Source organism: Xanthomarina maritima (assembly GCF_008084905.1).
GTDB lineage: Bacteria > Bacteroidota > Bacteroidia > Flavobacteriales > Flavobacteriaceae > Xanthomarina > Xanthomarina maritima.
On the sequence record NZ_VSFC01000020.1, the window covers coordinates 11,379 to 24,285 of the forward strand.

Here is a 12,907-nt window from a genome sequence, read left to right on the forward strand (position 1 = left end):
CTTGTCGTTTTTATGTTTTTACTTCTTTTTAGTAGTTGTTTTCTTTTTAGCAACTTTCTTTTTAGCCGTTTTTTTCTTAGGCGCTTTTTCTTCTATAATAACCTTAGCTTCTTCTAATGTCATTTCAGACACATCGACTGTCTTTGGTAATTCAATTTTTATTTTTCCTTGAATAATGTTGTGTCTTCCCCAACGTGCTTTCTCTATACGAATACCTTCAGCTTCCCAATGGTGGATCAATTTATCTTTTTCTTTTTGAATTTTATCTTCAATCAATGTTATGATATCTCTATCAGATAAATTATCCCAATCGTACTTCTTATTCACATTAATAAACATGTTGTTCCATTTTATAAATGGCCCAAAACGTCCTTTTCCTTTTTGAACTGGCAATCCTTGATAGGTATAAATTGGTGCATCTGCTTCTTGTTTCTCTTTAATTAAAACAATAGCATCTTCTAATTCTACACTTAAGGCGTCTACACCTGCAGGTAAAGATACAAATGCTTTTCCAAATTTTACATAAGGACCAAAACGTCCATTATTTACTTCTACTTCTTCTCCTTCAAACTTTCCAAGGTGTTTTGGAAGTTTAAATAAATCCATAGCCTCTTCATATGTAATAGTATTAAGTTGTTGGTCTGGAGATAAACTTGCAAATTGTGGTTTTTCTTCTTCTTCTGCCGTTCCTAATTGTACCATAGGTCCAAATTTACCTAAACGCACACTAACTTGACGTCCAGTATTTGGATCTGTTCCTAGAATTCTTTCTCCCGATTCTCTATCTGCATTTTCTTGAACATCTTCTACTGTAGGATGAAAATCTTTATAAAAGTCTTTCATCATTTTAGTCCAATCAACTTTTCCTTCAGCAATATCATCAAAATCTTCTTCAACTTTTGCCGTAAAATTGTAATCTAATATATGTTCAAAATGATTTACTAAAAAATCAGTAACAATCATTCCAATATCTGTTGGAACTAATTTTCCTTTATCAGAACCTACTTTTTCTGTTAACATTTTGTCTTTTACCTGACCTTGTTTTAATGTTAACTGTGAATAATTACGTTCAACACCTTCTACTGTACCTTTCTCAACATAATTTCTATTTTGAATTGTAGAAATAGTTGGCGCATACGTAGATGGTCTACCAATTCCTAATTCTTCTAATTGTTTAACCAAAGAGGCTTCCGTATATCTATATGGTGCACGTGTGTAACGTTCTGTTGCTGTTATATAATTATTTAGAAGCGATTCGTTGGTTTTCATTACTGGCAACATGCCTTCTTGTTCCGTATCTTCATCATCAGTTCCTTCAAGATACACTTTTAAAAACCCTTCAAAAGTTATTACCTCACCATTTGCAGAAAATGTATCGTTATGGGTTGAAGCACTAATTTTAACATTAGTTCTTTCAAGTTCAGCATCACTCATTTGAGATGCAATAGCACGTTTCCATATCAAATCATATAATCTTGCTTGATCTCTATCGATATCTACTGAATGTAATGAAAAATCTGTAGGTCGAATGGCCTCATGCGCTTCTTGTGCTCCTTTTGTTTTTCCTTTATAATTTCTAGGCTTACTAAATTTAGTTCCATAGGCACTTTCTATGGCTGCTTGTGCCCCTTTTCTAGCTTCATCAGATAAATTAACGCTGTCGGTTCTCATATAAGTAATCAAACCTGCTTCATACAAACGTTGAGCCATGGTCATGGTTTTACTTACTGAAAAATATAATTTTCTAGATGCATCTTGTTGTAAGGTAGAAGTTGTAAATGGTGCTGCAGGCGACTTTTTAGCTGGTTTTTTTTCTAAGTCTGCAACCTTAAATCTAGCTTTAGCATTTTTCTCTAAGAATACTTGAGCCTCTTTTTTAGTTGCAAATGTCTTTGGAAGTTTAGCTTTAAAAGCTTGACCTTCTTCATTAGAGAATTCAGCATCAATTCTATATGATGCTTCAGGTTTAAAATCTTGAATTTCACGTTCGCGTTCTACAATTAATCTAACAGAAACTGACTGTACACGCCCAGCTGACAACCCTCCTTTTACTTTTCTCCAAAGCACAGGAGACAATTCGTAACCAACAATTCTATCTAAAACACGACGAGCTTGTTGTGCATCTACCAAATCGTAATCAATACCTCTTGGGTTTTCAATTGCTTTTTGAATTGCCGATTTAGTAATTTCATGAAAAACAATACGTTTAGTCTTTTCTTTATCTAAATTTAAAGATTCTGCCAAATGCCAAGCTATAGCTTCTCCTTCTCTATCTTCATCACTTGCTAACCAAACCATTTCGGCTTTTTTAGCTAAGTCCTTAAGTTTTTTTACAACTGCTTTTTTATCTTTAGAAACTTCATATTTAGGTTTAAAATCTCCATCTACATCTACTCCTAACTCTTTAGAAGGCAAGTCTGCAATATGTCCAAAACTAGATTCTACCTTGAAATCTTTTCCAAGGAATTTTTCAATGGTTTTGGCCTTTGCTGGTGACTCTACTATTACTAAATTCTTCGCCATGTTTGATTTTTTAAGGCTACAAATGTATGTGAAAAATTATTTATCTTCCTAATTTATAAATTATTCAATCTTAAAAACATCAATTATAGGCATTAAAAAAGCCCGAATAATCAGGCTTTTTGATAAGTAAATATTGAATGTATCATTCTTTATTAATTGTTGTCTCGTTTGAGTTTTCAAAACCAACAGATTCTTTATAAATAAAATAAACTGGTAAATATGAAAATGAGGCTGTAACAAAAACACCAATAAGACACATAAGCATTCCTACTATCTGAGCCAAAATAGCTGAGATAATTATAAGTCCAAAAGTTATTAGCCATTTTTTATTTCCTAAATCAAAACCAGTTTTCACTATTTCTGTTGCAGACATTTCTGGATTAAATGCAAATATCACATTCATTAAAGTAACTGGAACAATAACATATATTATAGGAATTACACAAAGCATAGTAGCTATTAAAGTAATTGCAAAAGTTAATAAAGCTAATTTTATTACTTTTCCTAAATATGGTCTTTTTAAATAATAAAAATAATCATCAGATCCTGCTTCATTTAAATCCTTTAGCTTACATATTCTATAAAAAGACGCTTTCATTCCAAAGCTAATAACCATTGCTACAAATGAAAATATTAAGATAAAAATAAAGAAAGGAATCATTAATATAATATTAAAATCGTCGTTATAGCCAGAATAACTAGAATATCCGGTTTCTAAAAAGCCAGCACCAATTAATGGCAAATACATAATTAAATAAAATGGAAGTAAAATTGCCATCGTTAATAACAACATTACCAAACCTTGAACCCATACTTTCTTAAAGAGTTCAATACACTTACTAAAAATATCGCCAAAGTCTAAAGCTTTTGCATTCTGTATTCTAACTTGAATTTCTGAAAATTGCATCTTATATAATTTTGATTAGTATTTAAAGGTAGTTATTTTTTTATCAATTCAAATAATAAATTACACACTGCCACTTTGTCACTTTACTCAAAATAATTGTATCTTTGCATGCTTATTGACAATTTATATAAAATAACATTTCCACTTGTGTGGGAAATACATATGGAAAAGATTATTGACGAAAATAAACAAGGCGAAAGCTTAGTTATAGAAAATAAAGAGAATAACACGAAACAACTTTATATAGAAAGTTATGGATGTGCTATGAATTTTAGTGATAGTGAAATTGTTGCCTCTATACTCTCAGATCAAGGTTATAACACCACACAATCTCTTGAAGATGCAGATTTAGTTTTAGTAAATACTTGTTCTATTCGTGATAAAGCAGAACAAACTGTTAGAAAAAGATTAGAAAAATACAATGCTGTAAAACGTACTAATCCGAAAATGAAGGTTGGCGTATTAGGCTGTATGGCTGAACGCTTAAAAAGCAAATTTCTTGAGGAAGAAAAGATTGTAGACCTAGTTGTTGGTCCAGATGCTTATAAAGATTTACCAAATCTACTTGCAGAAGTTGAAGATGGAAGAGATGCTATAAATGTCATTCTTTCTAAAGAAGAAACTTATGGAGATGTTTCTCCTGTTCGTTTAAACACAAATGGTGTTTCGGCATTTGTATCTATTACTCGTGGTTGCGACAACATGTGTACCTTTTGTGTGGTTCCATTTACAAGAGGACGTGAAAGAAGTCGTGATCCTCAAAGTATTTTAGAAGAAGTCAATGATTTATGGTCTAAAGGCTATAAAGAAATTACGCTTTTAGGTCAAAATGTGGACAGTTACCTTTGGTATGGTGGAGGATTGAAGAAAGATTTTGTTAATGCTAGTGAAATTCAAAAAGCAACTGCAGTTAATTTTTCTAATTTACTTGAATTGTGTGCTAAAGCACAGCCAAAAATGCGAATTCGTTTTTCTACATCTAATCCACAGGATTTAACCTTGGATGTTATAGAAACTATGGCAAAATTCCCTAACATATGTAAGCATATCCATTTACCAGTTCAAAGTGGTAGTAATAGAATTTTAAAGGAAATGAACCGTTTACATACTCGTGAAGAATATTTCCAGTTAATTGACAATATAAAACGCATTCTTCCAAGTTGTTCTATAAGTCAAGATTTAATTGCTGGTTTCCCAACAGAAACAGAACAAGACCATCAAGACACCTTGAGTTTAATGGATTATGTAAAATATAATTTTGGTTATATGTTTACTTATTCCGAAAGACCTGGAACTCTTGCTGAAAGAAAATTGGAAGATGATGTTCCTGAGGAAACTAAAAAACGTAGATTGGCAGAAATTGTTCAAAGACAACGTGAACATAGTGAGATTAAAACAAAAGAATATTTAAACACTACTGTTGAAGTTTTAATAGAAAGAGAATCTAAAAAATCGGATTCAGAATGGTCTGGAAGAACATCTCAAAACATAGTAGCTGTGTTTCCAAAAGCAAATTATAAAATTGGAGATTTAGTAAACGTAAAAGTAACCCATTGCACAAGTGCAACACTAATTGGCGAAGCATTAGAACTTTCGAATAATAATTAAATGGAATCCATTCAAGCAACAAAACAACGATTTGGAATAATTGGCAACGATCCCAAACTTAATCGTGCCATAGAAAAAGCAATACAAGTAGCACCAACAGATATTTCGGTATTAGTTACTGGAGAATCAGGTGTTGGTAAAGAAAGTATTCCAAAAATCATACATCAACTATCACATAGAAAACACGGAAAATATATTGCAGTAAACTGTGGTGCCATTCCAGAAGGCACTATAGACAGCGAACTTTTCGGACATGAAAAAGGTGCTTTTACTGGAGCAACACAAACGCGTTCTGGTTATTTTGAAGTTGCAGATGGAGGCACTATTTTTTTAGATGAAGTAGGCGAATTACCTCTTACAACTCAAGTACGTTTATTACGTGTTCTTGAAAATGGCGAATTTATAAAAGTAGGTTCAAGTCAGGTTCAAAAAACCAATGTACGTATTGTAGCAGCCACAAATGTTAACATGTTTGATGCTATTAAAAAAGAAAAATTCCGTGAAGACTTGTATTACAGGTTAAGTACAGTTGAAATCCATTTACCTCCTTTAAGAAACAGAAAAGACGACATCCACCTACTGTTTAGAAAATTTGCTAGCGATTTTGCTTTAAAATACAAAATGCCAACTATCAAACTAACTGATGATGCTATTACTTTACTTTTAAAATATAGATGGAGTGGTAATATTAGACAGTTACGAAATGTTGCCGAACAGATCTCTGTTTTAGAACAAAATAGAACTATTAATGCTTCAACATTACAAGGTTATTTACCAAATGAAGGCAGTAATTTACCAGCCGTTATAAACACATCTAAAGCTGAAAGCGATTTTAGTAACGAACGTGAAATTTTATATAAGGTATTGTTCGATATGAAAAGTGATTTGAACGACTTAAAAAAACTGACCATGGAACTCATGAAAAGTGGCAATGCTAAAGAGGTTCAAAAAGATCATGAAGGTTTAATTCAAAAAATTTATGGAGAAGATGAAGATATAGAAGATTCTGCTATTGAAGACTTAGAAGTATTATCTATTCCCGAAAAATCTTCAAACCACATAGAACCTAATGAAGAACATCAAGACAAATATCACTTTGCTGAAGAAATTGAAGAAGAAGAAACCCTATCTTTACACGATAAAGAATTAGAACTGATAAAAAAATCGCTTGATCGTCACGACGGAAAGCGCAAATTAGCAGCAGCAGAACTTGGCATAAGTGAACGTACTTTATACAGAAAAATTAAGCAGTTCGATTTATAGATTAAGTTTTTTGTATCTTTAAAAAGCTAAAAATCAGTTCTCATATGAAAAAATCACTGTACTATCTTTTCTGCTTTTTAATAATTTCTTCCTGTGGTAATGATGACGATGCAACTACATCACAATCTCAACCTAATGAAAATCCTTCTCTTGAAGTCACAAATACTATTGAAGTAACTACAGATGAAAATAACTTTTTAGGTGTAGATGATGTTTTAACCTATACCATATCTGTTAAAAATACTGGAGATGTTACTTTAAACAATATCAACCTAACCTATAATTTAACAGATAATAATGGTGGTTCCTTATCATTAGATTCTGCTATTAGTTTTGTTAATTCAGATGCAAATAGTGAAGATGGAACTTTATTAGTTGAAGAGACTGCCAATTATACAGCAAACTATACCATTACACAAAGCGATGTGGATGCTGGTGGCATATCTAATAGCATTATAGCCAATGGTACAACCCCAAATGGAACTGAAATTAATGACACTAGTGATAATGGGAATGATGATGATGGTAACGACTCAAACGACCCAACAGTAAATATTATTGAATTTGACCCATTAATCATTTCAGAATATCACGAACTCAATAGTTCAGGTGATATTAGAACTAAATATGCTTTTAACGAAGAAGGTGATTTCTACAAATTCAGCGATATTGGAGCAAATTTGAGCCTCATTTTTGAATATGATTCTGAAGGAAAAATTACAATTATAGAGGAAACGGACTTACTAGGCACAGTATTGAATTCACATGAAATATCTTATGATACTGATGATAGAGTCACCAGTATTGGCAACCATAATTACATTTATAATACAGATGAAGAATTTTATTATGATGAAGATTCTTATTTTGAAAGCACCTATGAAGATGGTGATTTGATTTATACTGAAATTGGTTATTTAAAATTTTTGATTTCTGAAAGCTCTGTTAATAGTTTCACAGATTTTTGTAATTACAGTTATAATTCAGTTTACAATACTGTTACAGAGTCTTACACCGAAGAATACACCTATTGTAACGTTCTTCTCGATGGTATTATTGGTCATGATGGAATAAATGTCATAGCAGAATATAACGAAAATGATGATATTACTTACGTTCATTTTTCTTCAATTAATCCAGTATATACAGATTCAAACAATCTACAAATGTTATTTGATTTTCTTAAAAATCTTAATATTTTAGACAATAATTTCAACTATAAAGTAATTTGGTCTCAAAACAATTTACAATCAAGTATTCCAGAAATAGAGCCTTCATCAAATATTTGGTCTTACAATTTTAATGATTTAGAATTGCCTATCGAATCAACTATTCAAAGTTATTATGCAGGTAGTCTGGAATATGAAAGGCTTTTTGCCAATTATTACTACCAAGGAGATACCATTCCAGATTAAAAAAATATTTTTTTGAAAACTTTATGAGCTACTTGTATATAAAGAATTAAATTTGAACTCCCTATAAATTTATTTTTCAAAAAAACGAGAATGAAAAAAATAGTATTATACAGTATATTAATCATTTCAACCCTAACATTAATTGGTTGTGGAGCATATTCATTTACTGGTGCATCTATCTCTTCAGACACTAAATCTTTTCAAGTTAATTATTTTAGAAATGATGCTATTTTAGTAGAGCCTGGATTAGATAGACAATTTACACTAGCACTTCAAGATTTGCTATTAAACCAAACCAATTTAGAATTAGTAACTTCTGGTGGCGATTTAGTTTATGAAGGTGAAATTACAGAATATAGAATTTCGCCAACTACAGCAACAGCAAATAATACAGCTGCTCAAAACAAATTAACTATTTCTGTAAATGTTCGTTTTTATAATAGAAAAAATGAAGAAGATGATATGGAACAACGCTTTTCTTTTTTCTACGACTATGAAGGAGACGCCAATCTAGTTGGAGCTCAAAAAGTAATAGCCATTGAAGAAATTTTCGAGAGATTAACTCAAGATATTTTTAATGCAACACTAGCAAAGTGGTAACTAAATGAATCAAAAAGAGTTTATATACGTTCTTCAAAATCCGCAACAAGTAACGGCAGATCATACTTTAGAATTAAAAACAATCACTGAAGAATTCCCTTATTTTCAATCGGCTCGTGCACTCTATCTTAAAGGGTTAAAAAACAAAGAAAGTTTTAAATACAATCAAGAATTAAAAACAACTGCTGCTTACACGACTGATAGAAGTATTTTATTCGATTTTATTACATCAAAAGAATTTCTTCAAAATGAAATTTCGCAATTTATTAAACAAAACACAGCATATCTAAAAGATATCCCTGTAGATGTTGAAGATATTTCGGTAAACAAAAGCGTATCTATAGACGAGGCTTTAAAGCAACAAATTAAAGATACTACAGGTGTACTTGATCCTGAATTATTTCAGCCAAAAATAAAACGAACAGAAATTGCTAATTTCAAATTAGACGAGTCAGAAAAAATTGAAAACTCAACAAAAAAAATAACTCTTCAAGAAGATCTTACACCAGATACCGTTTTAAATTTAGGCAAACCACTTCAATTTCATCATAACGAAACACATTCCTTTAACGAATGGCTAAAATTAACTCGCTTCAAACCTATTGAAAGAGAAGAAACAAATGATGTTGAAAGTGATTTAGAATTAGCATCCTTAGAAAGAGAAAAAAAGTTCGATTTAATAGAAAAGTTTATTATTGAGAATCCTAAATTAAAACCTAAAACGCCTTCTTCTAAAAACACAAACCTTGCTGAAGAACAAATGATTCAACCAGAATCTTTAATGACAGAGACTTTAGCACGAATTTATGTGGAACAAAAGAACTACAAAAAAGCAATTCAATCTTACAACATATTAATTTTGAAATATCCAGAAAAAAGTGGTTTCTTTGCAGACCAAATTAAGGCAATAAAAAAATTACAAGAACATAACAATTAATAACAATGAGTACGTTTACAATATTTTTAGCATTAATAGTCGTTGTAGCCTTTTTACTAGTAGTAGTAATTATGGTTCAAAATCCTAAAGGTGGAGGATTATCTTCTTCATTTGGTGGTGGTGGAACACAACAACTTGGAGGTGTAAAAAAGACTACAGACTTTTTAGACAAAAGTACTTGGACTTTAGCAACCTTAATGTTAGTATTAATTTTGCTTTCTAATGTAGCAATCAACAGAGGAACAGGTGTCATAGATTCTAAAGCTTTAGATACTGAAGCTACTACACAACCTGTTGTTCCTGCAACACCAGCTGCGACAGTTCCAGAACAATCAACTGACAATGCTGAAACTCCAGCAGAATCAGAATAACAAGTTTGTTTTAAAAATAAGATAAATGCCAACTATTTCAGTTGGCATTTTTTATTAAATGAAAATTTGTCAGTCTTAATCTATTGGCACATTTTTAGCACAACGCTAAAGCGTTAACTTAAATTAATTAAAATATATACATATGAGTTTAAACATTAAACCATTAGCAGATAGAGTTCTTATCGAACCTGTAGCAGCTGAAACAAAAACAGCATCTGGAATAATCATTCCTGATAATGCCAAAGAAAAACCTCAACAAGGCAAAGTTATGGCTATTGGTAAAGGTACTAAAGACGAACCAATGACAGTAAAAGTTGGAGATACTGTTCTTTATGGAAAATACACTGGAACAGAACTAAAACTTGAAGGAAAAGATTATTTAATGATGCGTGAAAGCGACATCTTAGCAATTATTTAATTGTCATTCCTGCGAAAGCAGGAATCTAATTAATTTTCAAAAAATAAAACTAAAAACAAATAGATTTTCACTTTCGTGGAAACGCTAAAATTAAAATTTTAACGATGGCAAAAGATATAAAATTTGATATTGAAGCACGTGACGGACTAAAACGTGGTGTAGATGCATTAGCAAATGCAGTAAAAGTAACTTTAGGACCAAAAGGTCGAAACGTAATTATTAGTAAAAGCTTTGGTGCTCCACAAGTAACAAAAGATGGTGTAACAGTAGCTAAAGAAGTAGAATTAGATAATGAGCTTGAAAACATGGGAGCTCAAATGGTTAAAGAAGTAGCTTCTAAAACCAACGATTTAGCTGGTGATGGAACAACAACAGCTACCGTTCTTGCACAAGCAATTGTAAAAGAAGGTTTAAAAAACGTAGCTGCAGGTGCAAATCCTATGGATTTAAAACGTGGTATAGACAAAGCAGTTGAAGCTATTACTAAAGATCTTGAGAAACAAGCAAAACAAGTTGGTAATTCTTCTGAAAAAATAAAACAAGTAGCTTCAATTTCTGCAAATAACGATGATACTATTGGCGATTTAATTGCTAAAGCATTCGGAAAAGTTGGAAAAGAAGGTGTAATAACTGTTGAAGAAGCTAAAGGAACTGACACATATGTGGACGTTGTTGAAGGTATGCAGTTTGACAGAGGCTACTTATCGCCTTACTTTGTAACTGATGCTGATAAAATGATTGCCGATTTAGAGAATCCGTACATTTTATTATTTGACAAAAAGATTTCTAACTTACAGGAAATTCTTCCAATATTAGAACCAGTTGCTCAATCTGGTCGTCCATTATTAATTATTGCTGAAGATGTTGAAGGTCAAGCCTTAGCTACATTAGTAGTTAATAAATTACGTGGTGGATTAAAAATTGCTGCTGTAAAAGCACCAGGATTTGGAGACAGACGTAAAGCTATGTTAGAAGATATTGCTATCTTAACTGGAGGAGTTGTTATTTCGGAAGAAAGAGGTTTCTCTCTTGAAAATGCCGATTTAAGCATGTTAGGTACTGCAGAAACAATTACAATTGACAAAGACAATACAACAATAGTCAATGGTTCTGGAGATGCAAAAGATATTAAAGCTAGAGTTAACCAAATTAAAGCCCAGATTGAAACTACAACAAGCGATTACGATAAAGAAAAACTTCAAGAACGTTTAGCTAAATTAGCTGGAGGTGTTGCTGTACTTTATGTTGGTGCTGCTTCTGAGGTTGAAATGAAAGAGAAAAAAGACAGAGTGGATGACGCTTTACATGCAACAAGAGCTGCTGTTGAAGAAGGTATTGTTGCTGGTGGTGGTGTTGCTCTAGTAAGAGCAAAATCTGTCCTAGAAAAAATTACAACCGAAAATTTAGACGAAGTTACTGGTATTCAAATTGTAGCTCGTGCTATTGAAGCTCCTTTACGTACCATTGTTGAAAATGCTGGTGGAGAAGGAAGTGTTGTAGTTGCTAAAGTTATGGAAGGAAAAGCTGCTTTTGGCTTTGACGCTAAGACAGAAACATACGTGGATATGCTTAAAGCTGGAATTATAGATCCTAAAAAAGTAACACGAATTGCATTAGAAAATGCAGCTTCTGTTGCTGGAATGATACTTACTACAGAATGCGCATTAATAGATATTAAAGAAGATGCTCCTGCTATGCCTCCAATGGGTGGAGGTGGCATGCCTGGCATGATGTAGTCGAAAGTCTCGACACATAATTTATAATAATAAAAAACGCCTCAAGAAATTGAGGCGTTTTTTATTATTATAATCCTTTTAGAATACTAATTAATAATCATAGTATCCCATAATAGATTTATCATGTCTTCACCTTCATTATTTCCATCTCCACCTAAATTCATAGTCATAATTAAAATACCTTCATCTTTTTTACCTACAGCAGAAATTTCATAAACTTCTAATTCTCCTTTATATTCTAAATCTGCTTTAAGAATTCTAAGCTCATCACCGGAATTTAAAGTTTTGTCATAATCTTTTCTTTCCATAGTATAGCCATAGGACACGCTTTCTTTAGTTACTTCATTCAACATCATTTCCTGCATCATTGTAGGGTTAAAAGAATCATATTTTTGGATAATAATTCCAGATCCTCCAGCAGTCATTAACATAATTTGCTCAATCCCAATATCTATTTCAGTTTTTGATATTTTATGTTTTTTTGAATATTTAAAACTAAAAAAAGGGTCGTTGTAGAATAATGTGTCTTTTTCTTTTACAGAAATTTGAATGGTTTTTCCATCAACTTTAAAATCATAATCTTCATCTAATGCAATTTCATGAGATTGATTGTTAACTGTAATTATAAAATCAGTTTGCGAAAAAGTGTTTGAAACAAATAAACACGTTAAAATAAAAAGTACTTTATTCATGAGATTTGGTTAGTTATTAAAGATGCAATATAAAAAAAGTCCAAACATTTGTTCGGACTTTTTTATGTTTATTAATCATTTTTATGATCATCAACTACAGATTCTTCTCTATATCTACAGCAATCATGCACACTATTATAAGCTTCATCTGTTGCTTTTATATCATGTGTATCATGTCCAACAGCAGCGATATTTTGTTGAATAGTTTTTAAATCAGTTTTATTTTCATCGTAAAAAAGTTTAAGTTCATGTGTTTCCACATTCCAAGTTGCAGACTTTACACCTTTGGTCTTTATACATGCTTTTTCAATTCGTTCTTTACACATGTTACAAACACCATCAACTTCAATAGAAGCTACAGCATTTTTGTTTTGTGAAAAGGCTGTCATGCTAACAAACATCACTAATAATATTCCTAGTTTTTTCATTTTAATTCA

Annotated in this window: 12 protein-coding genes; 8 read left to right on the top strand and 4 right to left on the bottom strand. The window is 31.6% G+C overall.

The window, feature by feature from the left end; all coding sequences use genetic code 11:
- Positions 1-18: 18 nt before the first annotated feature.
- Both topA and FVF61_RS03840 read right to left on the bottom strand, forming a co-directional pair.
- On the bottom strand, positions 19-2,523 hold the full coding sequence (topA, locus tag FVF61_RS03835; protein WP_148453558.1) for a type I DNA topoisomerase: 2,505 nt from the start codon (positions 2,521-2,523) through the stop codon (positions 19-21).
- A gap of 142 nt (positions 2,524-2,665) precedes the next feature.
- A complete protein-coding gene (locus FVF61_RS03840) occupies positions 2,666-3,430 on the bottom strand; it encodes a hypothetical protein (protein ID WP_148453560.1) in 765 nt (254 codons plus the stop codon).
- Positions 3,431-3,592: 162 nt separating this feature from the next.
- Here FVF61_RS03840 and miaB point away from each other — a divergent pair, with 162 nt between their 5' ends.
- The 8 genes from miaB (at position 3,593) to groL (ending at position 11,778) form a co-directional block, all read left to right on the top strand.
- Positions 3,593-5,038: a tRNA (N6-isopentenyl adenosine(37)-C2)-methylthiotransferase MiaB gene (miaB, locus tag FVF61_RS03845; RefSeq protein WP_148453562.1), complete on the top strand. Its 1,446-nt coding sequence runs from the start codon at positions 3,593-3,595 to the stop codon at positions 5,036-5,038.
- Positions 5,039-6,301 carry a sigma-54 interaction domain-containing protein gene (locus FVF61_RS03850; protein ID WP_148453564.1) on the top strand — a complete coding sequence of 421 codons (1,263 nt, stop codon included), beginning with the start codon at positions 5,039-5,041 and terminating at the stop codon, positions 6,299-6,301.
- 44 nt (positions 6,302-6,345) lie between these two features.
- Positions 6,346-7,716, top strand: a complete 1,371-nt coding sequence (locus FVF61_RS03855; protein WP_148453566.1) for a DUF7507 domain-containing protein — start codon at positions 6,346-6,348, stop codon at positions 7,714-7,716.
- A 90-nt stretch (positions 7,717-7,806) separates the two neighbouring features.
- Entirely contained in the window at positions 7,807-8,316 is a 510-nt protein-coding gene (locus FVF61_RS03860; RefSeq protein WP_148453568.1) for an LptE family protein, read from the top strand.
- A 4-nt stretch (positions 8,317-8,320) separates the two neighbouring features.
- Positions 8,321-9,253 (top strand): tetratricopeptide repeat protein, encoded by a 933-nt coding sequence (locus FVF61_RS03865; protein WP_148453570.1) that lies wholly within the window; start codon positions 8,321-8,323, stop codon positions 9,251-9,253.
- Between the two features lie 5 nt (positions 9,254-9,258).
- Entirely contained in the window at positions 9,259-9,624 is a 366-nt protein-coding gene (gene secG, locus FVF61_RS03870; protein ID WP_148453572.1) for a preprotein translocase subunit SecG, read from the top strand.
- 142 nt (positions 9,625-9,766) lie between these two features.
- Positions 9,767-10,042: a co-chaperone GroES gene (locus FVF61_RS03875; protein WP_148453574.1), complete on the top strand. Its 276-nt coding sequence runs from the start codon at positions 9,767-9,769 to the stop codon at positions 10,040-10,042.
- A 104-nt stretch (positions 10,043-10,146) separates the two neighbouring features.
- Positions 10,147-11,778 carry a chaperonin GroEL gene (gene groL, locus FVF61_RS03880; protein ID WP_148453576.1) on the top strand — a complete coding sequence of 544 codons (1,632 nt, stop codon included), beginning with the start codon at positions 10,147-10,149 and terminating at the stop codon, positions 11,776-11,778.
- Positions 11,779-11,864: 86 nt separating this feature from the next.
- On the opposite strand, the gene FVF61_RS03885 is transcribed toward groL, so the two are convergent.
- Both FVF61_RS03885 and FVF61_RS03890 read right to left on the bottom strand, forming a co-directional pair.
- The gene (locus FVF61_RS03885) at positions 11,865-12,470 is read right to left on the bottom strand and encodes a hypothetical protein (protein WP_148453578.1); all 606 of its coding nucleotides are present in this window, start codon (positions 12,468-12,470) and stop codon (positions 11,865-11,867) included.
- Between the two features lie 71 nt (positions 12,471-12,541).
- Entirely contained in the window at positions 12,542-12,898 is a 357-nt protein-coding gene (locus tag FVF61_RS03890; protein WP_148453580.1) for a heavy-metal-associated domain-containing protein, read from the bottom strand.
- Positions 12,899-12,907: the final 9 nt, after the last annotated feature.

Bases quoted from the DNA above. Each gene is read 5' to 3' on its own strand.
- topA (WP_148453558.1), bottom strand. From the start codon at position 2,523: ATGGCGAAGAATTTAGTAATAGTAGAGTCACCAGCAAAGGCCAAAACC.
- FVF61_RS03840 (WP_148453560.1), bottom strand. From the start codon at position 3,430: ATGCAATTTTCAGAAATTCAAGTTAGAATACAGAATGCAAAAGCTTTA.
- miaB (WP_148453562.1), top strand. From the start codon at position 3,593: ATGGAAAAGATTATTGACGAAAATAAACAAGGCGAAAGCTTAGTTATA.
- FVF61_RS03850 (WP_148453564.1), top strand. From the start codon at position 5,039: ATGGAATCCATTCAAGCAACAAAACAACGATTTGGAATAATTGGCAAC.
- FVF61_RS03855 (WP_148453566.1), top strand. From the start codon at position 6,346: ATGAAAAAATCACTGTACTATCTTTTCTGCTTTTTAATAATTTCTTCC.
- FVF61_RS03860 (WP_148453568.1), top strand. From the start codon at position 7,807: ATGAAAAAAATAGTATTATACAGTATATTAATCATTTCAACCCTAACA.
- FVF61_RS03865 (WP_148453570.1), top strand. From the start codon at position 8,321: ATGAATCAAAAAGAGTTTATATACGTTCTTCAAAATCCGCAACAAGTA.
- secG (WP_148453572.1), top strand. From the start codon at position 9,259: ATGAGTACGTTTACAATATTTTTAGCATTAATAGTCGTTGTAGCCTTT.
- FVF61_RS03875 (WP_148453574.1), top strand. From the start codon at position 9,767: ATGAGTTTAAACATTAAACCATTAGCAGATAGAGTTCTTATCGAACCT.
- groL (WP_148453576.1), top strand. From the start codon at position 10,147: ATGGCAAAAGATATAAAATTTGATATTGAAGCACGTGACGGACTAAAA.
- FVF61_RS03885 (WP_148453578.1), bottom strand. From the start codon at position 12,470: ATGAATAAAGTACTTTTTATTTTAACGTGTTTATTTGTTTCAAACACT.
- FVF61_RS03890 (WP_148453580.1), bottom strand. From the start codon at position 12,898: ATGAAAAAACTAGGAATATTATTAGTGATGTTTGTTAGCATGACAGCC.